Origin of the sequence: Streptococcus oralis (assembly GCF_001579525.1) — a bacterium.
Taxonomy (GTDB): domain Bacteria; phylum Bacillota; class Bacilli; order Lactobacillales; family Streptococcaceae; genus Streptococcus; species Streptococcus oralis_M.
On the sequence record NZ_KQ970789.1, the window covers coordinates 310473 to 335835 of the forward strand.

At 42.9% G+C, this 25363-nt stretch carries 28 protein-coding genes; 10 read left to right on the top strand and 18 right to left on the bottom strand.

Annotation, left to right across the window (positions count from 1 at the left end; all coding sequences use genetic code 11):
* Both SORDD25_RS05030 and SORDD25_RS05035 read right to left on the bottom strand, forming a co-directional pair.
* Positions 1-909, bottom strand: coding sequence for a magnesium transporter CorA family protein (locus SORDD25_RS05030; protein ID WP_061852857.1), 909 nt, complete (start codon positions 907-909; stop codon positions 1-3).
* A gap of 57 nt (positions 910-966) precedes the next feature.
* The gene (locus SORDD25_RS05035; protein ID WP_061852858.1) at positions 967-1527 is read right to left on the bottom strand and encodes a mechanosensitive ion channel family protein; all 561 of its coding nucleotides are present in this window, start codon (positions 1525-1527) and stop codon (positions 967-969) included.
* A 150-nt stretch (positions 1528-1677) separates the two neighbouring features.
* Here SORDD25_RS05035 and sstT point away from each other — a divergent pair, with 150 nt between their 5' ends.
* Positions 1678-2889 (top strand): serine/threonine transporter SstT, encoded by a 1212-nt coding sequence (gene sstT, locus SORDD25_RS05040; RefSeq protein ID WP_061852859.1) that lies wholly within the window; start codon positions 1678-1680, stop codon positions 2887-2889.
* 49 nt (positions 2890-2938) lie between these two features.
* The gene (locus SORDD25_RS05045) at positions 2939-3892 is read left to right on the top strand and encodes an aromatic acid exporter family protein (RefSeq protein WP_061852860.1); all 954 of its coding nucleotides are present in this window, start codon (positions 2939-2941) and stop codon (positions 3890-3892) included.
* 382 nt (positions 3893-4274) lie between these two features.
* Here the strand turns inward: SORDD25_RS05045 and SORDD25_RS05050 are convergent, their stop codons facing one another.
* On the bottom strand, positions 4275-5819 hold the full coding sequence (locus SORDD25_RS05050) for a peptide chain release factor 3 (protein ID WP_061852861.1): 1545 nt from the start codon (positions 5817-5819) through the stop codon (positions 4275-4277).
* Between the two features lie 143 nt (positions 5820-5962).
* Entirely contained in the window at positions 5963-6655 is a 693-nt protein-coding gene (locus SORDD25_RS05055) for a YwaF family protein (RefSeq protein WP_061852862.1), read from the bottom strand.
* Positions 6656-6820: 165 nt separating this feature from the next.
* Between SORDD25_RS05055 and gatC the strand changes: the two genes are divergently transcribed.
* The 8 genes from gatC to nusB all read left to right on the top strand — a co-directional run bounded on the left by gatC (position 6821) and on the right by nusB (position 13657).
* A complete protein-coding gene (gene gatC / locus SORDD25_RS05060; protein ID WP_000705412.1) occupies positions 6821-7123 on the top strand; it encodes an Asp-tRNA(Asn)/Glu-tRNA(Gln) amidotransferase subunit GatC in 303 nt (100 codons plus the stop codon).
* Positions 7123-8589 (top strand): Asp-tRNA(Asn)/Glu-tRNA(Gln) amidotransferase subunit GatA, encoded by a 1467-nt coding sequence (gatA, locus tag SORDD25_RS05065; protein ID WP_061852863.1) that lies wholly within the window; start codon positions 7123-7125, stop codon positions 8587-8589. The genes gatC and gatA overlap by 1 nt, the downstream gene beginning before the upstream one ends.
* Entirely contained in the window at positions 8589-10034 is a 1446-nt protein-coding gene (gene gatB / locus SORDD25_RS05070; protein ID WP_061852864.1) for an Asp-tRNA(Asn)/Glu-tRNA(Gln) amidotransferase subunit GatB, read from the top strand. Before gatA ends, gatB begins: the two co-directional genes overlap by 1 nt.
* A 62-nt stretch (positions 10035-10096) precedes the next feature.
* On the top strand, positions 10097-11053 hold the full coding sequence (locus SORDD25_RS05075; RefSeq protein WP_061852865.1) for a zinc-ribbon domain-containing transport protein: 957 nt from the start codon (positions 10097-10099) through the stop codon (positions 11051-11053).
* An 8-nt stretch (positions 11054-11061) separates the two neighbouring features.
* On the top strand, positions 11062-12189 hold the full coding sequence (locus tag SORDD25_RS05080; RefSeq protein ID WP_061852866.1) for an SPFH domain-containing protein: 1128 nt from the start codon (positions 11062-11064) through the stop codon (positions 12187-12189).
* 81 nt (positions 12190-12270) lie between these two features.
* Complete coding sequence (gene efp / locus SORDD25_RS05085; protein WP_000568640.1) at positions 12271-12831, top strand: elongation factor P; 561 nt, start codon at positions 12271-12273, stop codon at positions 12829-12831.
* Between the two features lie 21 nt (positions 12832-12852).
* Positions 12853-13242: an Asp23/Gls24 family envelope stress response protein gene (locus tag SORDD25_RS05090; RefSeq protein ID WP_000510584.1), complete on the top strand. Its 390-nt coding sequence runs from the start codon at positions 12853-12855 to the stop codon at positions 13240-13242.
* Entirely contained in the window at positions 13235-13657 is a 423-nt protein-coding gene (nusB, locus tag SORDD25_RS05095) for a transcription antitermination factor NusB (protein WP_000203659.1), read from the top strand. Before SORDD25_RS05090 ends, nusB begins: the two co-directional genes overlap by 8 nt.
* Before the next feature lie 47 nt (positions 13658-13704).
* Here the strand turns inward: nusB and SORDD25_RS05100 are convergent, their stop codons facing one another.
* The 14 genes from SORDD25_RS05100 to SORDD25_RS05165 all read right to left on the bottom strand — a co-directional run bounded on the left by SORDD25_RS05100 (position 13705) and on the right by SORDD25_RS05165 (position 25120).
* Positions 13705-14406, bottom strand: a complete 702-nt coding sequence (locus tag SORDD25_RS05100; RefSeq protein ID WP_061852867.1) for a CPBP family intramembrane glutamic endopeptidase — start codon at positions 14404-14406, stop codon at positions 13705-13707.
* A gap of 146 nt (positions 14407-14552) precedes the next feature.
* Entirely contained in the window at positions 14553-15320 is a 768-nt protein-coding gene (locus SORDD25_RS05105) for an acetyl-CoA carboxylase carboxyl transferase subunit alpha (RefSeq protein WP_061852868.1), read from the bottom strand.
* Positions 15317-16183: an acetyl-CoA carboxylase, carboxyltransferase subunit beta gene (gene accD / locus SORDD25_RS05110; protein ID WP_001173379.1), complete on the bottom strand. Its 867-nt coding sequence runs from the start codon at positions 16181-16183 to the stop codon at positions 15317-15319. Before accD ends, SORDD25_RS05105 begins: the two co-directional genes overlap by 4 nt.
* Before the next feature lie 35 nt (positions 16184-16218).
* Complete coding sequence (gene accC, locus SORDD25_RS05115) at positions 16219-17586, bottom strand: acetyl-CoA carboxylase biotin carboxylase subunit (RefSeq protein WP_000488663.1); 1368 nt, start codon at positions 17584-17586, stop codon at positions 16219-16221.
* Between the two features lie 11 nt (positions 17587-17597).
* Entirely contained in the window at positions 17598-18020 is a 423-nt protein-coding gene (gene fabZ / locus SORDD25_RS05120) for a 3-hydroxyacyl-ACP dehydratase FabZ (RefSeq protein ID WP_000565515.1), read from the bottom strand.
* The gene (gene accB / locus SORDD25_RS05125) at positions 18017-18505 is read right to left on the bottom strand and encodes an acetyl-CoA carboxylase biotin carboxyl carrier protein (protein WP_061852869.1); all 489 of its coding nucleotides are present in this window, start codon (positions 18503-18505) and stop codon (positions 18017-18019) included. The genes fabZ and accB overlap by 4 nt, the downstream gene beginning before the upstream one ends.
* A 2-nt stretch (positions 18506-18507) precedes the next feature.
* Positions 18508-19743, bottom strand: coding sequence for a beta-ketoacyl-ACP synthase II (gene fabF / locus SORDD25_RS05130; RefSeq protein WP_000774052.1), 1236 nt, complete (start codon positions 19741-19743; stop codon positions 18508-18510).
* 28 nt (positions 19744-19771) lie between these two features.
* Positions 19772-20503 (bottom strand): 3-oxoacyl-[acyl-carrier-protein] reductase, encoded by a 732-nt coding sequence (gene fabG / locus SORDD25_RS05135; protein WP_061852870.1) that lies wholly within the window; start codon positions 20501-20503, stop codon positions 19772-19774.
* A gap of 45 nt (positions 20504-20548) precedes the next feature.
* Positions 20549-21469, bottom strand: a complete 921-nt coding sequence (gene fabD / locus SORDD25_RS05140) for an ACP S-malonyltransferase (RefSeq protein ID WP_000167649.1) — start codon at positions 21467-21469, stop codon at positions 20549-20551.
* Positions 21462-22436 carry an enoyl-[acyl-carrier-protein] reductase FabK gene (gene fabK, locus SORDD25_RS05145; RefSeq protein ID WP_000857452.1) on the bottom strand — a complete coding sequence of 325 codons (975 nt, stop codon included), beginning with the start codon at positions 22434-22436 and terminating at the stop codon, positions 21462-21464. Before fabK ends, fabD begins: the two co-directional genes overlap by 8 nt.
* A gap of 117 nt (positions 22437-22553) precedes the next feature.
* Positions 22554-22778 carry an acyl carrier protein gene (locus tag SORDD25_RS05150; protein ID WP_000257840.1) on the bottom strand — a complete coding sequence of 75 codons (225 nt, stop codon included), beginning with the start codon at positions 22776-22778 and terminating at the stop codon, positions 22554-22556.
* A gap of 57 nt (positions 22779-22835) precedes the next feature.
* Positions 22836-23810: a beta-ketoacyl-ACP synthase III gene (locus SORDD25_RS05155; protein WP_061852871.1), complete on the bottom strand. Its 975-nt coding sequence runs from the start codon at positions 23808-23810 to the stop codon at positions 22836-22838.
* Positions 23810-24244, bottom strand: coding sequence for a fatty acid biosynthesis transcriptional regulator FabT (gene fabT, locus SORDD25_RS05160; RefSeq protein ID WP_000386338.1), 435 nt, complete (start codon positions 24242-24244; stop codon positions 23810-23812). Before fabT ends, SORDD25_RS05155 begins: the two co-directional genes overlap by 1 nt.
* Positions 24245-24334: 90 nt before the next feature.
* A complete protein-coding gene (locus SORDD25_RS05165) occupies positions 24335-25120 on the bottom strand; it encodes an enoyl-CoA hydratase (protein WP_001015586.1) in 786 nt (261 codons plus the stop codon).
* Between the last annotated feature and the right edge of the window lie 243 nt (positions 25121-25363).

The window sequence follows — 25363 nt, forward strand, 5'->3', positions numbered from 1 at the left end:
TTAATTTCTAGCAATATTCTTTAAATATTGGGCTAAGACCACCCATAAAATGAGACTAGCTATCAAAATATAAATCCAAGCATTTGGTTCATCTGCAAACGGTAAAGGAACATTCATTCCGAAGAATCCTGTAATAACCGCAAGGATAGCTAGCAAGACTGAGATAATGGTCAAAGTTGTCAAATTATCATTTAGATTATTATTTAGGATGTTGTTGTAAGAGGCTGAGAGTTGTTGCAAAACTTGAGAAATCAAGTCTGTCATCGAAACCAACTGATGAGCTTCAATCATGGCATCGTCAAACTGCTCTCTTTCTACCTCATTAAAATTGCGATAAAGAGCATGCCCTTGGATGTGTTCCAAGAGGAGACGATTTTGTTTGGCAGCTGCTGTCAGGTAAACCATACCAGTTTCCAAGTCAGAGAGGGCAAAGAGATTTTTTTTAGTTGTTTTCTGACGAAGAAGTGCACTGATTTCATCCTTACTTTTATCCATCTCTTCAATCACTGGATAATAAGCATTGCTGATAATCTCTAAACTGGCAAAAAGAAATTTGTAGATTGAAACAACTTCATGGCTTTCAAGGTAGGATGCCATTCGTTTAATCACATAACTATTCTTGTGATTGCTAATTGTGATCAGCCGTTGTTTTTCAACGATAAAGGTCATCGGAATCGCTTCATAATATTCTTTGTCTTTTTCTAAGTCAAGAACATTATAAATGAAGGTGACCGTTCCCGTTTCACGGTGATAGTCCATGTGGGCACGCTCATTTCTATCCAGAGCATACTCGATAGTTTCCTCGTCCAATCCATAGACATCCGAAAGGTCTTCCATGTTTTTAATCTTGTCCACATCAAGGTCTATCCACGTACAATCGTGACCTAATTTTTTCTCTACAAATAGCATACTCTCTCCTTTACCAAACTCCTTCTATTGTACCATAAATCTACTAAAGTAGCCGGCCTATTCAGTACGAGATAGATTGCTGACGACGGTAATATTACGATTGGGAACAAAGTGAAGGGCTTGATCGTCACCTCGCAGTTGCGTTGTACGGATCCCTACGCTAACGACCTTTCCAGAAACGGTAATCGGTCCATTTGTGAGAACGACTTCATCACCCACATCAAGCTGGCGTTCAAAAAGAATGAAGAAACCATTGATGACATCGGATAGAAAGCCTTGCGCCCCCATACCAATAGCCACCCCAGCAATCCCCGCACCGGCAAGAAGGCTCGAAACTGGTAGTCCTAAAATAGACAGGATGCAATAGACCAAGAAGAAATAAAGAATGTAGTTAAAGACATTCTCCAGCAAACGAGAAATGGTCTTTTGTCTGCCTGCATCTCGATTTGAAAATTTAAGTGAGGGCTTAACAATCTTTCGTACAGTCGCATGAAGCAACTTTTTAGCTATATAAAATAGTAAAAACAAAATCAAAAGAGAAATCACCTTGGTTAAGAGATTCTCTAACATGGTTGTTAAATCAAGTTTATCAAAATAGCGTTGAAAAAAATCTTGCATATAAAACTCCTTTTCCCTATTATACCATAAAATCGCCCTTCTCTTTTCTTTCATAATTATTCAATTATCGGCCCTATTTTCAAAATATCACTTGCCTCTATAGCATATTTATACTATAATTATAAACAATACATTTTGAAGGAGACTGCTATGAAACGAATCATTAGAGCCTGGACCAAGGCAAGCCTCATCAAACGAATCCTTATTGGAATGATTTTGGGAGCTACCTTAGGGATGCTCTTTCCAAACCTTACAGGAATAGGCCTGCTTGGAGACCTCTTTGTAGGCGGACTGAAAGCCATCGCTCCTATTTTGGTTTTTGCCCTTGTTGCCAATGCCCTTTCCCAACACCAAAAGGGACAAAATACCAATATGAAGACGGTTATTTTCCTATACTTGCTCGGAACCTTTGCTGCTGCATTGGTAGCCGTTCTAGCTAGTTTCTTACTGCCTGTGCAAATCACCCTGACCAGCGCAAATACAGAAGTTGCTGCTCCTGACGGTATCGGTCAAGTCCTCAGCAATCTCCTACTCAAACTGGTGGACAATCCCTTAAATGCCATTGTTGAAGCCAACTATATTGGGATTCTCTCTTGGGCAGTTATCTTTGGCTTAGCTATGAGAGAGGCAAGTAAACACAGTAAAGAATTACTGAGAACCATGGCAGATGTCACCTCTAAAATCGTAGAATGGATTATCAACCTAGCTCCCTTTGGGATTTTAGGCTTGGTTTTCAAGACCATCTCTGACAAGGGCATTGCCAGCCTGGCTAACTACGGTGTCCTCCTAGGGCTCTTGATTGCTACCATGGCCTTTGTTGTTCTCATCATCAACCCGCTCATCGCCTTTCTCTTTATGAGGAAAAATCCCTATCCCCTTGTTTTGAAATGTCTACGTGTCAGTGGTATTACAGCCTTTTTCACTCGTAGCTCTGCCGCCAATATCCCTGTCAATATGAAACTCTGCCAAGACTTGGGACTGAATTCTGACACCTACTCTATCTCCATCCCGCTTGGTTCGACCATCAATATGGCAGGCGCTGCTGTTACCATAAATATCCTGACCCTGGCTGCCGTCAACACACTCGGAATCTCGGTAGACTTTGGGACAGCATTTGTGCTCAGTGTCGTGGCTGCCATTTCTGCCTGCGGTGCCTCTGGAATCGCTGGGGGATCCCTTCTCCTCATTCCTGTGGCTTGTAGCCTCTTTGGGATTTCCAACGACTTGGCTATGCAGGTTGTCGGAGTCGGATTTGTGATTGGGGTCGTGCAAGACTCCTGTGAAACAGCCCTGAACTCTTCAACAGATGTCCTCTTTACAGCGGTTGCCGAGTATGCTACAAACCGAAAACTTCGCCCTTAGTCTCTGACTCCTCGTTAAACACTTGATTCTATTAGTTTAGGAAATTTTCATGTCTCTCACTCAACGCACGACCAAACTGGTCTTAGCGACCTGTCTCGCTTGTTTTCTCGCTTATTTTTTAGATTTATCATCAGCAGTTTCAGCTGGAATCATCGCTCTCTTAAGCCTCTCCGACACGCGCAGAAGCACGCTGAAATTAGCACGCAACCGCCTCTTTTCCATGCTCCTAGCGCTCGCTATCGGTGTTCTATCCTTTCAGCTGATGGGCTTTCACATCTGGAGTCTGGGCCTATACCTAGCTCTCTATGTGCCTCTTGCTTACAAAATGGGCTGGGAAATCGGCATCACTCCTAGCAGTGTCTTAGTCAGTCATCTCTTGGTACAGGAGTCTACCTCCCCAGAGCTCTTGCTTAATGAAGTACTCCTCTTTCTCATCGGGACAAGCTTTGCTCTGTTGGTCAACCTTTATATGCCCTCTCGTGAGAAAGCCATCCAAAGCTACCACCTTCAGGTCGAGGAAAAGTTAAAAGACATCCTGCTTCGTTTTAAATACTATCTGTCAAGAGGAGACGGACGCAATCAAGCCCAACTCGTTGACGAATTAGATAGTCTTCTTGAGGAAGCTCTCAAACTGGTTTATTTGGATCACTCGGACCATCTCTTTCACCAGACGGACTACCACATCCACTACTTTGAGATGAGACAGCGACAAAGTCGCATCCTGCGAAATATGGCCCAGCAGATTAATACCTGTCATCTGGCCGCCAGTGAGAGTTTGATCTTGGCACAGCTCTTTTCTAAGATTGCTGCCCAGCTAAGTCAGACCAATCCTGCTCATGACCTACTTGATGACATCGAACGCTATCTGCAAGTCTTCCGCAATCGGAGTCTCCCTAAAACACGTGAGGAGTTTGAAACCCGTGCTACCCTCTTGCAGCTACTACGCGAAGCCGAAACCTTTATCCAGGTTAAGGTCGATTTTTACCGAAAATATAAAATCTAACAAAAAGCAACGGAGAGATTATTCCGTTGCTTTTTCTATTAAAATCTATAATTAAATTATCTTATCTTATGATTCAAACTATATTGTGTACTCTATCTATTATGTATTCAATTTGGTTGATTGTAATACTAGAGGATTTATGCAATCCGCTATAGCGATTTCTGTCACTTTACACTACGACACGGAGTTTGGCAAATCGATTCTATTTGCCAAAAGTAGTTAGTAAGTCAGTTAGAATAACCTTACCATCGGACTGTTACGACGTAAAGTTTTACGAATCGATAATATTCGTAAAACTTTACTAGTGGAGCGCCTAGCCAAGTTCCATAAAAACTTGGCGTTAGTTACTTAGATTGTTACACAATCAAGTAACTTTGGCGATTTACATCTTTTCCTCCAACTCTACATCTGGATACTTGTCGGCAAACCAGCGGAGGGCAAAGTCATTTTCAAAGAGGAAGACTGGTTGGTCGAAACGGTCTTTGGCCAAGATATTGCGGCTTGAGGACATCCGCTCATCCAAGTCCTCAGGCTTGATCCAACGAACGGTCTTTTTACCCATTGGGCTCATGACCACTTCTGCATTGTATTCGCCTTCCATGCGGTGTTTAAAGACTTCAAACTGGAGTTGACCAACAGCACCTAGCATGTACTCGCCTGTTTGGTAATTCTTGTAAAGCTGAATGGCTCCTTCTTGCACCAATTGCTCAATCCCCTTATAGAAGGATTTTTGTTTCATAACGTTCTTAGCAGAAACTTTCATGAAAATCTCAGGTGTAAAGGTTGGAAGGGGTTCAAATTCAAACTTGTTTTTTCCAACCGTCAAGGTGTCTCCAACCTGATAAGTACCGGTATCGTAAACCCCGATGATATCACCTGCTACGGCATTGGTCACATTCTCACGACTTTCTGCCATAAACTGGGTGACATTAGAAAGCTTGGCAGTCTTCCCAGTACGAGGCAGATTGACACTCATCCCTCGCTCAAACTCACCTGATACGATACGGACAAAGGCAATGCGGTCACGGTGACGAGGGTCCATGTTGGCTTGGATTTTAAAGACAAATCCTGAGAAATCCTTGTCATAAGGATCCACAATTTCGCCATCTGTTTTCTTGTGCCCATGTGGTTCTGGAGCAAACTTAAGGAAGGTCTCAAGGAAGGTCTGCACCCCAAAGTTAGTCAGGGCTGAACCAAAGAAGACCGGAGTCAGTTCTCCTGCAAGAATAGCTTCTTCTGAAAATTCATTTCCTGCCTCTTGCAACAGTTCGATGTCGTCCTTAACCTGAGCGTAGAAAGGATTGCTTCCAAAGAGCTTGTCCCCTTCTTCCAGACTGGCAAAACGCTCATCCCCTTTATAAAGCTCCAAACGTTGATTATAGAGGTCATACAAGCCTTCGAAGGCTTTCCCCATCCCGATTGGCCAGTTCATAGGATAGCTCGCAATACCAAGGACTTCTTCTAGCTCTTGCAAGAGGTCCAGTGGCTCACGACCGTCACGGTCCAGCTTGTTCATAAAGGTAAAGACTGGAATGCCACGGTGCTTCACAACCTCAAACAATTTCTTGGTTTGGGCCTCGATACCCTTGGCAGAGTCCACGACCATGACCGCAGCATCCACTGCCATCAAGGTCCGATAAGTATCTTCTGAGAAGTCCTCGTGCCCTGGTGTGTCGAGGATGTTCACGCGCTTACCATCATAGTCAAATTGCATAACAGATGACGTGACCGAAATCCCACGTTGTTTCTCGATATCCATCCAGTCAGACTTGGCAAAAGTCCCTGTTTTCTTCCCTTTAACCGTACCAGCCTCACGAATCTCGCCCCCAAAGTAGAGCAACTGCTCAGTGATGGTTGTTTTCCCGGCGTCCGGGTGAGAGATGATGGCAAAGGTACGGCGTTTCTTGATTTCTTCTTGAATAGTCATAAGTTCTCTTTCTTTGATTTTCTATTTTTAGTTGTTTCAGTAGCTAAGAATGATGTTTACATTGGATTTTACCATTCCTTTCAACTCTCCATTATAGCGGATTTTGGGGAGTTTTTCAATTGCTCATCCGATGAAAAGGCAAGCTAGAGCACAGATTGCACCTGATTTCTCTTTTTCCAACGTTTCTTGAACAAGATATCAAAGAGAACCAGAGCCAGCGAGAGGATGACGGACACAAGAAGGTACTTTAGCCATAGAGGAGCATTCGAGATAAACGGGGTATCTCTTAACAAACCATAATTTCCACCCGTCACCTGATTAACCCCAACTAGAAAGAGATTGAGGATAAAGGTATAGGCTACAATCATATATTTCTTGAGCAAGGTCTTATCATAGTGATTCATCAAGTAAACCAAGGAATTCACTAGAAGGGCATAGTGCCCAATCAAAAATGAAAAACTGGTGATATGGGGGAAATCATAGGGGTCAAAAACAGGGTAAACCAAAGCAAATACCGCTCCACTTGCTCCTAAGAGAGCAAAATATTGCTTGCTCCGCCATTTATCTGGCAAGAAAACCACCGCAAACATAGCCAAACGGCAATGGTAAAACGGAAGGCTATTAGAAAAGGGAATCCCAAAGCCAACATACCAACTATATAGGGCTAGCAACTGGAGGATCTGAATCCCCTTAAACAAGCGGACAAATTTCGGATTTTTGTGATAAGCAAGTGCTCCATAAATGCAAAGCACTAAGAGAAGCATCATAATCCCATACCAAAAGAGTGGAATGGGAGGAGGAACCGTTTGAGATCTGGTGATAAATTGATGGAACATATTTCTATCCTAACCCTTATTTTCTCTATTCTCTAGTTTAACCATTATAGCGAATTAAAAGCGATTTTTCAATTTCTATTTCTTTTCAGTTTGGCTCCCTTATTTATAGGAAAATATGGTAAAATAGAACAGACTAAAAATCATCATTTCACGAAAGGATGCAAGATGAAAATTACGCAAGAAGAGGTAACACACGTTGCCAATCTTTCAAAATTAAAATTCTCTGAAGAAGAAACTGCTGCCTTTGCGACAACCTTGTCTAAAATTGTTGACATGGTTGAATTGCTGGGCGAAGTCGACACAACTGGTGTCGCACCTACTACAACCATGGCTGACCGCAAGACCGTACTCCGCCCTGATGTGGCCGAAGAAGGAACAGACCGTGACCGCTTGTTTAAAAACGTACCTGAAAAAGAAAACTACTATATCAAGGTACCAGCTATCCTAGATGATGGAGGAGATGCCTAATGACTTTTAATAACAAAACGATTGAAGACTTGCACAACCTCCTTATCTCTAAGGAAATTTCAGCAACTGAATTGACCCAAGCCACGCTTGAAGATATCAAGTCTCGCGAGAAAGCTATCAATGCTTTTGTCACTATCGCTGAAGAACAAGCCCTTGCTCAAGCTAAGGCTATTGATGAAGCTGGAATTGACGTAGACAATGTTCTTTCAGGAATTCCACTGGCAGTTAAGGATAATATCTCTACTGACGGTATCCTCACAACCGCTGCCTCAAAAATGCTCTACAACTACGAGCCTATCTTTGATGCGACAGCCGTTGCCAATGCAAAAGCCAAGGGCATAATTGTTGTCGGAAAGACCAACATGGACGAGTTTGCCATGGGTGGTTCTGGTGAGACTTCTCATTACGGTGCCACTAAAAATGCTTGGGACCACAGCAAGGTTCCTGGTGGTTCATCAAGTGGTTCTGCTGCAGCTGTAGCGTCAGGGCAAGTCCGCTTGTCACTCGGTTCTGATACTGGTGGTTCCATCCGCCAACCTGCCGCCTTCAACGGGATTGTTGGTCTCAAACCAACCTACGGAACAGTTTCACGTTTCGGTCTCATTGCCTTCGGTAGCTCATTAGACCAGATTGGACCTTTTGCACCAACTGTTAAAGAAAATGCCCTCTTGCTCAATGCGATTGCCAGCGAAGATGCTAAAGACTCTACTTCTGCTCCTGTCCGCATTGCCGACTTTACTTCAAAAATTGGTCAAGACATCAAGGGAATGAAAATTGCTTTGCCTAAGGAATACCTTGGTGAAGGGATTGACCCAGAGGTTAAGGAAACCATTCTGAATGCAGCCAAACACTTTGAAAAACTTGGTGCCAGCGTCGAAGAAGTCAGCCTTCCTCACTCAAAATACGGTGTTGCCGTTTACTACATCATTGCTTCCTCAGAAGCTTCATCAAACTTGCAACGCTTTGACGGTATCCGTTACGGCTACCGTGCAGAGGATGCGACGAATCTTGACGAAATCTATGTAAACAGCCGTAGCCAAGGTTTCGGTGAAGAAGTGAAACGCCGTATCATGCTAGGTACTTTCAGTCTTTCATCAGGTTACTACGATGCCTACTACAAGAAAGCTGGTCAGGTCCGTACCCTCATCATCCAAGATTTCGAAAACGTCTTTGCGGATTACGACTTGATTTTGGGACCAACTGCTCCAAGCGTTGCCTATGACTTGGACTCCCTCAACCATGACCCCGTTGCCATGTACTTGGCTGACCTTTTGACCATCCCCGTCAACTTGGCTGGTCTCCCAGGAATTTCAATTCCTGCTGGATTCTCTCAAGGTCTACCTGTAGGTCTCCAATTGATTGGTCCTAAGTACTCTGAGGAAACCATTTACCAAGTTGCTGCTGCCTTTGAAGCAACAACAGACTACCACAAACAACAACCCGTGATTTTTGGAGGTGACAACTAATGAACTTTGAAACAGTCATTGGACTTGAAGTCCACGTAGAGCTCAACACCAATTCAAAAATCTTCTCACCTACTTCTGCCCACTTTGGAAATGACCAAAATGCCAACACCAACGTGATTGACTGGTCTTTCCCAGGAGTACTTCCGGTTCTCAATAAAGGTGTTGTCGATGCTGGTATCAAGGCCGCTCTTGCCCTCAACATGGACATCCACAAAAAGATGCACTTTGACCGCAAGAACTACTTCTATCCTGATAATCCAAAAGCCTACCAAATTTCTCAGTTTGATGAGCCAATCGGCTATAACGGCTGGATTGAAGTCGAGCTAGAAGATGGTACAACCAAGAAAATCGGTATCGAGCGTGCTCACCTAGAAGAAGACGCTGGTAAAAACATCCACGGTACAGATGGCTACTCTTATGTTGACCTCAACCGCCAAGGGGTGCCTTTGATTGAGATTGTATCTGAAGCCGACATGCGTTCCCCAGAAGAAGCCTATGCTTATCTAACAGCCCTAAAGGAAGTCATCCAGTACGCTGGCATTTCTGACGTTAAGATGGAAGAAGGTTCCATGCGTGTGGATGCCAATATCTCCCTTCGTCCTTATGGTCAAGAAAAATTCGGTACCAAGACTGAGTTGAAAAACCTCAACTCCTTCTCTAACGTCCGTAAGGGGCTTGAGTACGAAGTCCAACGTCAAGCCGAAATCCTTCGCTCAGGTGGTCAAATTCGCCAAGAAACACGCCGTTACGATGAAGCTAACAAGGCAACTATCCTCATGCGTGTCAAAGAAGGTGCTGCAGACTACCGCTACTTCCCAGAACCAGACCTACCCCTCTTTGAAATCTCAGATGAGTGGATTGAGGAAATGCGAACAGAATTGCCAGAGTTTCCAAAAGAACGCCGTGCGCGCTACGTATCTGACCTTGGCTTGTCAGACTATGACGCTAGCCAGTTGACGGCAAACAAAGTCACTTCTGACTTCTTTGAGAAAGCTGTTGCCCTCGGTGGCGATGCCAAACAAGTCTCTAACTGGCTCCAAGGTGAAGTTGCTCAGTTCTTGAACGCCGAAGGCAACACACTGGAACAAATCGAATTGACACCAGAAAACTTGGTAGAAATGATTGCCATCATCGAAGACGGTACTATCTCATCTAAAATTGCCAAGAAAGTCTTTGTTCATCTGGCTAAAAATGGTGGTGGTGCGCGTGAATACGTGGAAAAAGCAGGCTTGGTGCAAATCTCTGATCCAGATGTCTTGATCCCAATCATCCACCAAGTCTTTGCGGATAACGAAGCTGCCGTTGCCGACTTCAAGTCAGGCAAACGCAACGCAGACAAGGCCTTCACAGGATTCCTTATGAAGGCAACCAAAGGCCAAGCCAACCCACAAGTTGCCCTTAAACTCCTTGCGCAGGAATTGGCGAAGTTGAAAGAAAGTGAGTAATTCTCTAGTAGCCACCCAGTAGTCTAGACAGCTACCTTTTCAATCATATAGTTAGGAGACACATGAAAAAGTTTTACGCTCTTTTAATGACCTGTTTATTACTTGTTTTTCTATCCGTGCCTCAAATCGTTGATGCGGGTGTCGGACATTCCAGAAGTGGAGGGAGTAGCCGCAGTAGCTCCAGAAGTAGCAGCCGCTCAAGTGGAGGTGGAAGTCGTTCTGGTGGCTCATCCTACCACTACTACCGCTCTGGATATGGATCATCCTCTGACAGTTCTGCTAGCTCTCCCTATCTAGGATTTATGTTCATATTAGTCGGAGGAATCATACTAGTTGTTATCGTCAAATCCTTGCAGAATAAGTCTGGAGATTCGAATTCAACCTACACTAGTAATGATTATCAAACGCTCCATCGTCGAGTTGAACACAACACACTGGCCATTAGTCGTTTGAAATACGGAGATCCAAACTTTGACGCGGAAGCCTTCACATCTTGGGTTAAGGAAGTCTACCTTAAATTGCAGGTTGCCTGGACTGAGAAAAATTGGAACTCTGTCCGCGCTTTGGAAAGTACCAGTCTCTACTCTCAACATAGCACCCAACTCGAAGACCATATTCGTGCTAAAACAACCAATGTTTTAGAGAAAGTTTGTATCGAAAATGTTCGCATCAAGGAATTCATTGAAAATCCTGACGGAAACGACACCTTAGTGGTGATCCTGTCATCTACCTTGCGTGACTATGTCATTGATGATGAGACTCGCCGTGTCCTTGAAGGAGATCCTAAAAAAGATCTCTTCACCGTGTATCAATTGAACTTTATCCGTCAACACGGTAGCCAAACGCAAGCAGTCAATCCAGACGAAGTTGTGAGCGACCAGTGTCCAAACTGTGGCGCCCCATTGAAAATCTCTGCAGTTAGCGAGTGCGACTACTGTGGTGCCAATCTCTCTCGCAGTCCAAACCAATGGGTACTCGATACCTATGATGTTGTGGATGAAGACGAGCTTTATAATTAGGAGGAATTATGGGATTTATACGTGCAGCCTTATCAGCAGGCTTAAATAGTTTTAATGATAGTAAATTCAAGGAAGCCATTGTCCTTCCAGATAGTGTCTCTGGCGATGCTTTGGCCGTCAAGGGACAATTACTCACAAAAGACCCAGATGGACGTTCTCGTCACAGCAATCAAAATACAGGCCTTTTGTCAGATGGTAGTGTGGTTATCGTTCCCCAAGGTTATACCGCTGTTTTGGTAAACAATGGTACCTTCCTTGGTGAGATCCTCGAAGCTGGTAGCCACGAATGGCAAGCTGGTGATAACGCCTGGCTCCTTGAAAAAGGTGGTTTAAAAGGCAGTTGGGAAAACTTTAAAAACCGTTTCTCTTTTGGTGGACAAGTCATCACCCAACAAGAAATTATCTTTATCCGCATGCAACCCATCGCGGGCAATAAGTTCGGCACACAAAATGCGGTCGAATACTTCAGTGAACGTTACCAACAACTGCTCAACATCCGTTTCTATGGCTTGTTTGATGTAAAAATAGCTGATCCAGTCCTCTTCTACGTGAGTTCTGTTAGCCGTCAAATTACTGACGGACAGCCATTTACTCTCCAAGATGTAGCTCAAGGAACGCTCCGTCAAAATATCGCACCGAAAATCGCGATTGCCATCGCCAAATATACCAATGAGAACAAGGTTGATATCTATAGCCTTAATGCCAACCAAGACACCTTTAACGAACTCGCTAAACAAGAGGTCAACAAGGTTTGGACAGGCCTCTACGGAATTGAAGCAACTAATATCTTGCTTGAAGACCTCAGCTACGACCAAGAAAGTCTTGATATCGTTCGCAAGCTTGATAGTGAGCTCGTGGCAATGAAGTACAACACGATTGAAATCGAAGAACGCCGTGCTCGAAACGAAGCGCTTATTGCTGCAGCTGCCAATGAGGGGAACGGCAATGGGATGAACATGTTTATGGGCATGAATCTTGGCCAAACTCTGGGTGGTCAACTAAGCCAACAAGTTCAAAATCAAGCACCGGCTCAAAACACTGGGCAAACTGCCAGCAAGAATTTTTACATCGAAGTCGATGGAAAATACGTCCTCGTTACCAAAGACGAAGATGGAAATATCGTACCAGTCAACTAATTAAGCTCCTTCTGACATTTGAGTAATGTTGTCTTTTATGGTACAATAAAGAGTAAATTATTTTATTAAAGAGGTAAAAACATGATTGAAGCAAGTAAATTAAAGGCTGGTATGACCTTTGAAACAGCTGACGGAAAATTGATCCGCGTTTTGGAAGCTAGTCACCACAAACCAGGTAAAGGAAACACAATCATGCGTATGAAATTACGTGATGTCCGTACTGGTTCTACATTTGACACAAGCTACCGTCCAGAGGAAAAATTTGAACAAGCCATCATCGAGACTGTCCCAGCTCAATACTTGTACAAAATGGATGACACAGCCTACTTCATGAACACAGAAACTTACGACCAATACGAAATTCCTGTAGTCAACGTTGAAAACGAATTGCTTTACATCCTTGAAAACTCTGATGTGAAGATCCAATTCTACGGAACTGAAGTGATTGGTGTTACCGTTCCTACTACTGTCGAATTGACAGTTGCAGAAACTCAACCATCTATCAAAGGTGCTACTGTTACAGGTTCTGGTAAACCAGCAACGATGGAAACTGGACTTGTCGTAAACGTTCCAGACTTCATCGAAGCAGGACAAAAACTCGTTATCAACACTGCAGAAGGAACTTACGTTTCTCGTGCCTAATCTCTAGAAAGAGGTCATTCTATGGGAATTGAAGAACAACTTGGCGAAATCGTTATCGCCCCACGTGTACTTGAAAAAATCATTGCTATTGCTACTGCAAAAGTAGAGGGTGTACACTCTTTTTCAAATAAATCAGTATCTGACACCCTTTCAAAACTTTCTCTTGGCCGTGGCGTTTATCTAAAAAACGTGGATGAAGAACTCACAGCTGATATCTACCTCTACCTTGAGTACGGAGTAAAAGTTCCTAAGGTAGCTGTTGCTATCCAGAAAGCTGTTAAAGATGCCGTCCGCAATATGGCTGATGTAGAACTCGCTGCTATCAATATTCACGTTGCAGGTATCGTTCCAGATAAAACACCAAAACCAGAATTGAAAGATCTATTTGACGAGGACTTCCTCAATGACTAGTCCACTATTAGAATCTAGACGCCAACTCCGTAAATGCGCTTTTCAAGCTCTCATGAGCCTTGAATTCGGTACGGACGTCGAAACTGCTTGTCGTTTCGCCTATACTCATGATCGTGAAGATACGGATGTGCAACTTCCAGCCTTTTTGACAGAGCTAGTTTCTGGTGTTCAGGCTAAAAAGGAAGAACTAGACAAGCAAATCACACAGCATTTAAAAGCAGGTTGGACCATCGAGCGATTAACGCTCGTGGAGAGAAACCTCCTTCGCTTGGGAGTCTTTGAAATCACTTCATTTGACACTCCGCAGCTGGTTGCTGTTAATGAAGCTATTGAGCTTGCAAAGGACTTCTCAGATCAAAAATCTGCCCGTTTTATCAACGGACTACTCAGTCAGTTTGTAACAGAAGAACAGTAAATAGAAAAAAGTGTTTGACAAATATCAAACACTTTTTTTGCCTCCTACTATCTAAAAATCAAATAATAAATATAAAATAAGATTGACGGAGCATAGGGAATAACATTATAGAAACTATGACAAAGAATGGTAAATCGAAGACTACCCGTAACTCGATAAGCGACTGCAAATAGAAGACCAAGAATACTATAAATGATGAGACTGATGGGGTCACGATGGGATAGAACCAAGTGACTAAGCCCGAAGATGAAAGAAGACAAGATTACATCCAAATAAAACTCCGACTTCGGAAAGAAGGTATTCATAAAATAACCTCTATAGATTGTCTCCTCAACAACAGGTACAATCGAAATGTTAAAGATTAAAAATATAAGACTTGATAGAGTCGTTTCTCTTCCGTTTAAGTAAAGTTCTGAAAGAAGGTCTTGGAAAATAAAGCTATGGTCAATCAATCGAATATTCTGCACTCTAAATCCATTTAAAAAAGAATAGATAAGAAAGCAAGCTACTAAGAAAGCGAGATAAGACCAGTGCCAACGCTTTTTCTCGAAGATAAAGAGCATCTTTTTCTTTTTCAACCACAAAACGAATAAAAAGAAAATAAGCAACACTTCTCCAACTAGGAAGATTATATAGCTGTCCATTCCTAAACCAAAGGTTCTAGCTATAGTTATAGCCCCTAATGGCGTTAAATAAATGTACAGGAACATTAAAATCATACAGATTCCTAAATGTATTGTCTTTTTCATTCTTTCTCTCCTAATGGTAAACTCTCTATTAGGGGAATATAGAGGATATACCATTGATTATTTTCTTATTTATCTAGAGTATTCATGTTTATCCATGCTCTATTATCAAAATAGCTAGAACACATAGTTCTAGCTTTTAAAATTTCTTAGTATTTTCTAAAGCGTTGGTAACGTTCTTCGATAAGTTGGTCGAGTGGTAATTCTTGCAACCTATCTAGTTCCGCACACAATTCATTTTTAACATAACCTAGTAGTTCTTTACTTGACAACCCTGCCTCTGAGATTACTTTGTCTACGATTCCCATTTCTAGAAGTTCATGTGAAGTGATTTTCATCAATTCCGCTGCTTCCATAGCACGACTTCCATCCTTCCAAAGGATAGAGGCAAATCCTTCAGGGCTAAGTACGGCGTAGATTGAGTTTTCTAACATCCAGACACGGTTAGCTACGGCTAGAGCTAGGGCCCCACCAGATCCACCTTCACCGATAATAATCGCAATGATTGGAACCTTGAGGTCACTCATTTCCATCAGGTTTCGAGCAATTGCTTCACCTTGTCCACGTTCCTCGGCTCCAACACCTGGGTAAGCACCCGCCGTATTGATAAAGGTCACAACTGGACGGCTAAACTTTTCTGCCTGTTTCATCAGGCGCAAGGTCTTACGATAGCCTTCTGGATGAGGTTGCCCAAAATTTCGTTTGAGGTTGTCATGAAGACTTTTTCCCTTTTGGATACCAACGACAGTTACTGCTTGGTCACCTAACCAACCAATTCCACCGATAACCGCACCATCATCACGGAAAGAGCGATCTCCATGCAATTCGATAAACTCGTCAAAAATTCCATTGGCAAAATCAAGTGCGGTCAAGCGACTCTGCTCGCGTGCCTCTCTGACTATTTTTGCAATATTCATCCGCGACTTCCTCCATGCAATCTTACTAATTTAGCAATTGTTTCAGGCAATTCTCTCCGTTTGACAATTGCATCAACAAATCCATGTTCAAGCAGAAATTCTGCCTTTTGGAAGTCATCCGGCAAGGTCTCACGAACTGTATTTTCGATAACACGACGCCCAGCAAAACCAACCAAACTTTGGGGTTCCGCTAGGATAATATCACCTTCCATAGCAAAAGAAGCGGTCACTCCACCTGTTGTCGGATCGGTTAAAATAGTTAGGTAAAAAAGTCCTGCCTTGGAATGACGTTGAACTGCCGCAGAAATCTTAGCCATCTGCATCAAGCTCATGATTCCTTCTTGCATACGGGCTCCACCAGAAGCTGTGAAGAGAACGACTGGCAAGTTTTCTACCGTTGCATACTCAAACAAGCGCGTGATTTTTTCACCCACAACTGTTCCCATAGAAGCCATGATAAAGTTTGAATCCATAATCCCAAGGGCAACTTTTTGTCCCTTGATGCTAGCTGTACCAGTTAGTACTGCTTCGTCCAAACCTGTCTTTTCACGCATTGTTGCAAGTTTTTTCTGATAGCCAGGAAAGTTTAATGGATCTTGAGTTTCAATACCTGTAAACATCTCCACAAAGCTACCAGAATCAATCGTCAAATCCAAGCGTTCCTGAGCTGAAATACGGAAAGTATAGCTACAATGGGGACAAATTCGTTCGCTCCCAAGATCCTTTTGGTAAATGGTGTGTTTACAACCAGGACACTGGGAGAAGAGTTCATCCGGAACCTCAGGCTTGGCTTGTGGTTTCTGCCTTACGGAACGGTTAGGATTGATCCGAATATACTTATCCTTTTTACTAAATAGAGCCATAACTCCCCCTTTTAGTTCTCATACTGTTTGAAAGTCTATTCTTTTTCTTGGTATTTTGGCAAGAAAGTTTCCATCAAGAAGGAAGTATCGTAGTCACCAGCGATAACTCGGCGGTCTGAAATCAGATCCAACTGGAAATCTGCATTGGTTTGCACTCCTTCAATATCAAGTTCATAAAGTGCCCGTTGCATCTTCATAAGAGCATCAAAACGATTCTCCCCATGAACAATGATTTTAGCAATCATACTATCATAGTAAGGGGGAATGGTATAACCTGGATAAACTGCTGAGTCCACGCGCAAGCCAACTCCACCACTTGGTAGATAGAGATTGGTAATTTTACCTGGGCTTGGAGCAAAGTTAAATGCTGGATTTTCCGCATTGATCCGGCACTCGATAGCATGACCTCGTAGGACAATATCTTCTTGTTTGAAAGGTAAAGGTTGACCGGCAGCAATGCGAATCTGCTCTTTCACGATATCAACACCTGAAACAAACTCTGTGACTGGGTGTTCCACTTGCACACGAGTATTCATTTCCATGAAGTAGAAATTGCCACTCGCTTCATCGAGAAGAAATTCAATCGTCCCTGCATTTTCATAACCTACAGACTCTGCAGCTCGAACAGCCGCAGCACCAATTTCATGACGAAGGGTTTTGCCGATCGCAATAGATGGGCTTTCTTCTAAGACCTTTTGGTTATTCCGTTGGAGTGAACAGTCCCGTTCACCAAGATGGACAACATGACCCTCTTGGTCCGCAAGAATCTGAACTTCGATATGACGAGCTGGATAAATCACACGCTCAAGATACATAGCGCCATTTCCAAAATTGGCCTTGGCTTCACTGGATGCTGTTTCAAAGGCTGCGACCAAGTCTTCTGCCTTTTCAACCTTACGAATCCCTTTTCCACCACCACCTGCCGATGCCTTAAGCATGACAGGATAGCCAATTTTTTCTGCAACTGCAAGGGCCTCTTCAGCCGTGTGAACTTCACCATCAGATCCTGGGATAACTGGAACCCCAGCCTTGATCATTTGTTCACGCGCATTGATCTTATCACCCATGGTGTCCATCACAGCACCAGAAGGGCCGATGAACTTAATCCCTACTTCATCACACATCGTGGCAAATTTGGAGTTTTCGCTAAGAAATCCAAAACCTGGATGGATGGCTTCTGCTTCTGTCAAGACCGCAGCAGATAAAATTGCATTGATATTGAGATAAGATTCTGTCGCCTTACCAGGTCCGATACAGATAGCTTCATCCGCTAGGAGTGTGTGAAGGGCTTCCTTATCAGCAGTTGAATAAACTGCTACGGTTGCAATGCCCAATTCACGCGCAGCTCGAATAATGCGAACCGCAATCTCACCACGGTTGGCAATCAAAATTTTACGAAACATGGAGAACCTCCTTAGTTTCCAATTGCAAAGGTAAGAGTACCACTCGCTGCAAGCTTACCATCTACTTCAGCCTTTGCTTCAACCACAGCAATCGTACCACGACGTTTAACAAAAGTAGCCGTCATGACTAATTGGTCACCTGGTACAACTTGCTTCTTGAACTTAACCTTGTCCATGCCAGCGTAGAAGACCAGTTTCCCTTTATTTTCAGGTTTGGACAATTCCAAGACACCAGCAGTCTGAGCCAAGGCCTCCATGATAAGAACACCTGGCATGACTGGGTATTGAGGAAAATGACCATTGAAGAAAGGTTCGTTGATGGTCACATTTTTAATGGCAACAATGGTATCTTCGCTCACTTCCAAGACACGATCCACTAGGAGCATGGGGTAGCGATGGGGTAGAGCTTCTTTGATTCCTTGAATATCGATCATTTGATACGTACCAATCCTTTACCGAACTCAACCATTTCTTCATTTGAAACGAGAATTTCTGTCACCACACCATCTTTAGGTGCAGGGATTTCATTCATGACTTTCATGGCTTCGATGATCACCAAAGTCTGACCTTTTTTAACACTGTCTCCGACTGTGACAAAGGCAGGTTTATCTGGTCCAGCAGCCAAGTAAGCCACCCCTACAAGTGGACTTTCAACGACATCACCCTCTGGAGCAACCGTCGTTTCAGCTGGTGCTGGAGCTTCTTCCACTGCACTCTCTACTGGAGCTGAAGGGGCAGAAACTATTGGACTTGCAGCTACTGCAGTTGGCACCGGAGCAACTTGAGCTGGTGCTTCAGAAGCCATTCTTGCTTCATTCTTACTAAACTGCAATTCGTCCGTTCCATTTTTATAAGAAAATTCTCTCAAACTTGATTGGTCAAATTGAGCCATCAAGTCCTTGATTTCATTTAAATTCATAATTATTTATTCTCCCAACGTTTGAAAGCAAGAACCGCATTGTGTCCACCAAAACCAAAAGTGTTTGAAATAGCATAAGGGATTTCTTGCTCCAAGCCTTGTCCATAAACGACATTCGCTTCGATATAGTCTGATAACTCACTTGTTCCAGCTGTCATTGGTACATAGTTATGACGCATGGCTTCGATTGTAGCAATTGCTTCTACGGCCCCTGCAGCACCAAGCAAGTGTCCTGTAAAGGACTTGGTTGAAGATACAGGTACTTCTTTACCAAGGACAGCTACGATCGCACCACTTTCTCCTTTTTCATTAGCAGGAGTTGAAGTTCCGTGGGCATTGACGTAAGCCACTTGCTCTGGAGAAATTTCTGCTTCTTCCAAAGCCAATTTCATAGCCTTAATCGCACCTTGACCTTCTGGATGAGGTGAAGTCATATGGTAAGCATCACAGGTATTACCATAACCAACAACTTCAGCCAAGATAGTTGCGCCACGTTTTTCAGCATGTTCAAGACTTTCAAGAACCAACATACCTGAACCTTCTCCCATCACAAAACCATTACGGTCTTTGTCAAATGGGATAGAAGCACGAGTTGGATCTTCCGTAGTTGATAGGGCAGTCAATGCTTGGAAACCAGCGATAGCAAAAGGAGTGATAGATGATTCTGATCCACCAACTAACATGACATCTTGGAAACCAAACTTGATAGAACGGAAGGCATCCCCAATGGCATCATTTGATGAGGCACAGGCAGTATTGATTGATTTACAGATACCGTTTGCTCCGAAACGCATGGCAACATTTCCTGAAGCCATATTTGGCAAGGCTTTTGGAAGTGTCATTGGTTTAACGCGTTTTGGACCTTTTTCATGAAGACGGATAACCTGATCTTCGATTTCTTTAATTCCCCCAATACCAGAAGCCACGATGACACCAAAGCGATCCTTATCGATTGCTTCTACATCAAGATTTGCATTTGTCACCGCTTCTTGAGCCGCATACAAGGCATACAAAGAATAGTTGTCAAAACGGTTGGTATCTTTTTTGACAAAGTATTTATCAAATGGGAAATCTTGAACTTCTGCCGCATTGTGCACAGCAAATTCGCTGTGGTCAAACTTAGTGATTTCTCCAATTCCAATCTTCCCAGTTTGCAAACTGTTCCAAAATTCTTCTGGAGTATTTCCGATAGGAGAGGTCAATCCGTAACCTGTTACTACAACTCGATTTAGTTTCATCTGTCTTACCTATATCTTTCCTTATTTTTTACATGCTAAGTCCGCCATCAACAGCGAGAACTTGTCCAGTCAAATAATCCTGTCCAGCCAGGAACACTGTAGCATCTGCGATATGTTCTGCTTGACCAAACTGTTTCATTGGGATTTGGGCCAATGTCGCTTCCTTGACCTTATCAGACAAAACAGCAGTCATATCTGACTCGATCATCCCTGGTGCAAGAGCATTTACGCGTACGTTGCGATTGGCAACTTCACGTGCAACTGACTTGGTAAAACCAATCAAGCCTGCTTTAGAAGCTGCATAGTTGGCTTGTCCGATATTTCCCATCAAACCGACCACACTCGACATGTTGATAATCGCACCTTCACGTGCCTTGATCATCTGTTTCAAGACTGCTTGCGTCATGTTGAAGGTACCTGTCAAGTTGATTTTAATCACTTTTTCAAAGTCTTCTTCGGTCATCTTGAGCATAAGCGTATCTTGAGTGATCCCAGCATTGTTGACCAAGACATCGACAGAACCGAGTTCCGCAATCGCTTGATCTACCATGCGCTTGGCATCTGCAAAGTCTGAAACATCACCTGATATCGGTACTACTTTGACGCCGTAGTTTGAAAACTCAGCCAGCAATTCTTCTGAGATTGCTCCGCGACTATTCAAAACTACATTAGCGCCTAGTTGGGCAAATTTGTGAGCAATGGCAAGTCCGATACCACGGCTTGAACCTGTTACAAAGACATTTTTGTTTGTAAGTTGCATTCTATCTCTCCTATTTCCTGTTGTATTTTGTGGGAGAAGGGATCATTAGTTTTCTAACAAAGCATCCAAGCTTGCTTGGTCTTCAACGTTAGCTAGCTTAGCTGTTTTATCGATTTTTTTGACAAAGCCTGATAGGACCTTACCAGGACCAATTTCAATAAAGTTGGTTACCCCAGCATCCTGCATCACAGCAATACTTTCATAAAAACGAACAGGTTCTTTGACCTGACGCGTCAAAAGCTCTTGGATTCGACCTTTTTCCATAACAGCAGCTTCCGTATTGCCAACTAGTGGGCAAGTGAAATCAGCGAAACTCACTCCCTCAAGAGCTTCAGCTAGTTGCTGACTAGCTGGCTCTAAAAGTGCTGTATGGAAGGGACCAGATACATTTAAAGGAATCAATCGTTTTGCTCCTGCTTCCTGCAAGAGTTCAACTGCGCGGTCAACCGCAGCCACCTCGCCACCGATAACGATTTGGCTTGGGGTGTTGTAGTTAGCTGGAGTCACTACTCCAACTTTAGAGGCTGTTTCACAAGCTTCCTCAATCACTTCAACTGGAGTATTGAGAACCGCAACCATCTTCCCAGAGCCTGCAGGTGCAGCCTCTTCCATATAAGCACCGCGCTTAGCAACCAAGGCAACTGCATCCTCAAAGTCCAAGGCCCCACTTGCTACAAGAGCAGAATATTCCCCAAGAGACAATCCTGCTACCATATCTGGCTGATAACCCTTTTCTTTCAATAGTCGGTAAATAGCAACCGAAGTCGCTAAAATAGCTGGCTGCGTATAGCGAGTCTGGTTTAACTTGGTTTCTTCCTTATCAATCAAGTCACGAAGATCATAACCCAAAACCTGACTGGCTTGGTCAATTGTTTCCTTGACGATAGGGTAACGATCATAGAGATCACGCCCCATTCCTAGATACTGAGCACCTTGACCTGCAAATAGAAAGGCTGTTTTAGTCATTTCTTACAACTCCTGCCCAACGAGAGGCTTCTTCTTGAATTTTTTTGGCTGCGCCATAGTATAGATCTTTTAAGATTTCTTCGACAGTTTCTTCTTTAGAAACCAAACCAGCGATCTGACCTGCCATGACAGATCCACCTTCTACATCTCCATGAACAACGGCTTTAGCAAGAGCACCAGCTCCCATTTGTTCAAAGATTTCTAAATCTGGATTTTCTTGTTTAAAGGCATCTTTTTCAGCCTGCTCAAAGTCACGTGTCAACTGATTTTTAATGGCACGAACAGCATGTCCAAAGTGTTGAGCGGAAATAGTCGTATCGATATCACGCGCTTTTAAGATTTTTTCCTTGTATTTTGGATGGGCGTTAGATTCCTTAGCTACTACGAAACGCGTACCAACTTGAACAGCCTCTGCACCAAGCATAAAGCCTGCAGCGACACCTTCACCGTCCGCAATTCCTCCAGCTGCGATAACCGGAATTGAAACAGCTGCAGCAACTTGGCGAACCAAGGTCATCGTCGTTAATTTACCAATATGCCCACCGGCTTCCATTCCTTCTGCAATAACTGCATCTGCACCAATTTTTTCCATGCGTTTTGCCAAAGCAACACTTGGAACAACAGGAATAACTGTAATTCCTGCATCATGGAAACGAGTCATGTATTTACTTGGATTTCCTGCACCAGTTGTCACCACCTTGACCCCTTCTTCAATCACGAGATCAACGATGTCTTCTACAAAAGGTGACAAGAGCATGATGTTAACACCAAAAGGTTTGTCCGTAAGTGATTTGATTTTATCGATATTAGCCTTTACGACCTCTTTAGGTGCATTCCCACCACCGATGATTCCTAGACCACCAGCTTTTGATACTGCACCAGCCAAGTCACCATCCGCAACCCAGGCCATTCCTCCTTGAAAGATAGGATAATCAATGTTCAATAATTCTGTAATACGTGTTTTCATAGTGCCTCCATCATTCCTTGCTTACGTAATAGTTCGATGAGTTTATCATTTGAGTTTCAAACTATTACCTAAACAAGAGGGAGTGGGTTTCCCCTACTCCTTCTAGTAATATGTTAATTATTTTGTTTGCTCTTCAACGTAGGCAACCAAGTCACCAACTGTTTTCAAGTTATCTTCTGCTTCGATTTGGATATCAAAAGCATCTTCGATTTCAGAGATTACTTGGAACAAGTCCAATGAATCTGCATCCAAATCATCAAAAGTAGATTCAAGTGTTACTTCTGATGCGTCTTTCCCAAGTTCTTCAACGATAATTTCTTGTACTTTTTCAAATACTGCCATGATAGGACTCCTTTAAAATATAAAAAATTTATAACTATGTGTTTACCACATGATTACCTAGATTGTAAGAATGAGTGTGCCCCATGTCAAACCTCCACCGAAGCCTGATAGGAGAATCGTCTGGCTACCATCTAAACGAATCATGCCATTCTCCACACACTCTGAGAGCAAAATCGGGATACTTGCTGCACTGGTATTCCCATACTCCATCATATTGGCTGGAAGTTTGTCTCGGTCAACACCGATCTTCTTAGCCATCTTATCCAAAATGCGGATATTTGCCTGATGAAGCAAGAGATAATCCAATTCCGATGCTGCGATTGAACCATTTTCAATGGTTTCTTTGATCGATCTAGCAACATCACGATTTGCAAAATCAAAAACTGCTCGTCCATCCATTTTCAAAAAAGCAGGAACTGCTTCTTGATCCGAGAAAGGAGAAGCCAAAGCCGTTTGACCATAGGTCAAACACTCGCTCCGAGAGCCATCCGTATAGAGACTTTCCACAAGGAAGTGACGTGTTTCGCTCGCTTCCAAGAGAACCCCACCAGCACCATCCCCAAAGAGAACAGCTGTCGAACGATCTGACCAATCAACTGCCTTGGATAAGGTTTCAGCCCCGATAACAATCCCTTTTTTGAACTGTCCAGAACTTAAAAACTTTTCTGCAGTTGAAAGAGCGAATACAAAACCACTACAAGCTGCTGTCAGATCAAAGGCGAAAGCTCTATGCGCTCCGATATTTGCCTGAACTCGAGCTGCTGTGGAAGGCATCATCGAGTCTGGGGTAATCGTCGCTACAATGATAAAATCAATCTGATCCGCTGTTAAGCTCCCCTTAGCCAACAAGCTCTTAGCTACTTCTGTCGCCAAATCACTTGTAGACTCTGTTTTTGAGATATGTCTCTGTTTAATTCCTGTCCGACTTGAAATCCACTCATCGCTTGTGTCCATGATTTGGGCTAAGTCATGATTAGTGACCACTTGCTCTGGAACATAATGAGCAACCTGGCTTATTTTTGCAAAAGCCATTATTTCAAATCCTCCAAAAATTGATAAAGGTTCGTTAAGCCTCTGCCCATGACTTCTTTTTCCTCAGGGCTCATGCCATCGATTATTTTTTCGACCATAGCCTTGTGGAATCGTTTATGAAGGCGGTGAACCAAACGACCTTGCTTTGTCAAATGCAGATAGACCACGCGACGGTCTTGGTCAGAACGAATACGCTCAATATAACCTTTTCTCTCCAGGTTATTCAAACTCGTCGTCACTGTCCCAAGAGTTACCATCAGTTCTTTTGAAACCTTACTTGGCGTTGCCTCCGGGAACTTCCCAATCACATCGATCGTGTGCATTTCTTTGATGGAGATGTCTTTGAATCGACTACCTCGTAAGCTAACCTCCTCAATCACAAGGACGTTATTAAAAATAGATGTTAGATAATCATTTACTTGTTGGTAGTCCAAACTTTTTCCCTCCCCCTCAAAAAGCTTTTACAATCAAAACATTTGATAGAAAAAGTATAACAAACTTCAAAAAATTATGCAAGTATTTTTTTATTTTCCTGAAAATTTTGGTCTTCTTCTTTCAGAATGTGCTCGAACCCCTTCTTTAAAATCTTCAGTTAAAGATAACGATTCTTGTAATTCCAATTCTAATTCGGCATAATTCTGCCAATCCTTAAATTGACTTTCCCAAACTAACTTTTTAATCGCTGCGTATGAGTTTGCTGAACCTCTTCTTAATTTTTTCAGAACTTGTTCTCTTGTTTTTTCTAATTTGTCAACTTCACAAACACGGTATACCACGCCCCATTCTAATGCTTTTTCAGCAGTTAAGGCTTCTCCTGTCATGGCAAGTTGTGCAGCCCGTGTTACCCCGATGCTACGACTCAAGAGATGAATCCCACCAGCGTCTGGCGCCAAGCCAACTCCGACAAAGGCTTGAATGAATTTTGCCTTGTCAGTCGCCAAGCAAAAATCAACTGCTACTGCCATATTTGCTGCGGCACCAGCAACCGCTCCATCTACCTCCATCAAAACAGGTTTAGGGATTTGCTTGATTTTAAAAGAAATTGTATTGACTAATTCTGCAATCTTATTCAAAGAAGGGATATCATCTTCGTCTACTGCTCGTTTCATCTCAACCAAGTCTCCCCCAACTGAAAAAACCTTCCCATTCGCATTAATCAAGATGAACTGCACAGCTTGATCCTGCTCTGCTAGGGTCAAAGCTTCTAAAATTTCCTCACACATTGGGATATGAAAACCATTTGCCACTTCGGGACGATTCAAAGTAATGATAGCCAGATCATCTACGATCTGATATAAGATATGATTCATAGCTTCTCCTTTTTTTATAAGGCAATAAAATTGTTTTATCATCAAAGTATACCTTTTTTTGGATAAAGAGGCAAGGAAAAACTAAAGGAAAGTGTATCAGCTGATTATTTACCCATCATTTATGAGTGTGAGTAAAATTTGACACCCTTACTTTTAAACGGTTATCACTTTTCAGAATAAGTTAGTGTTTTCTTCTATCATAATAGGAAGTTGTTTTCTTCATTGAAAAATGCCCCTCTTTCT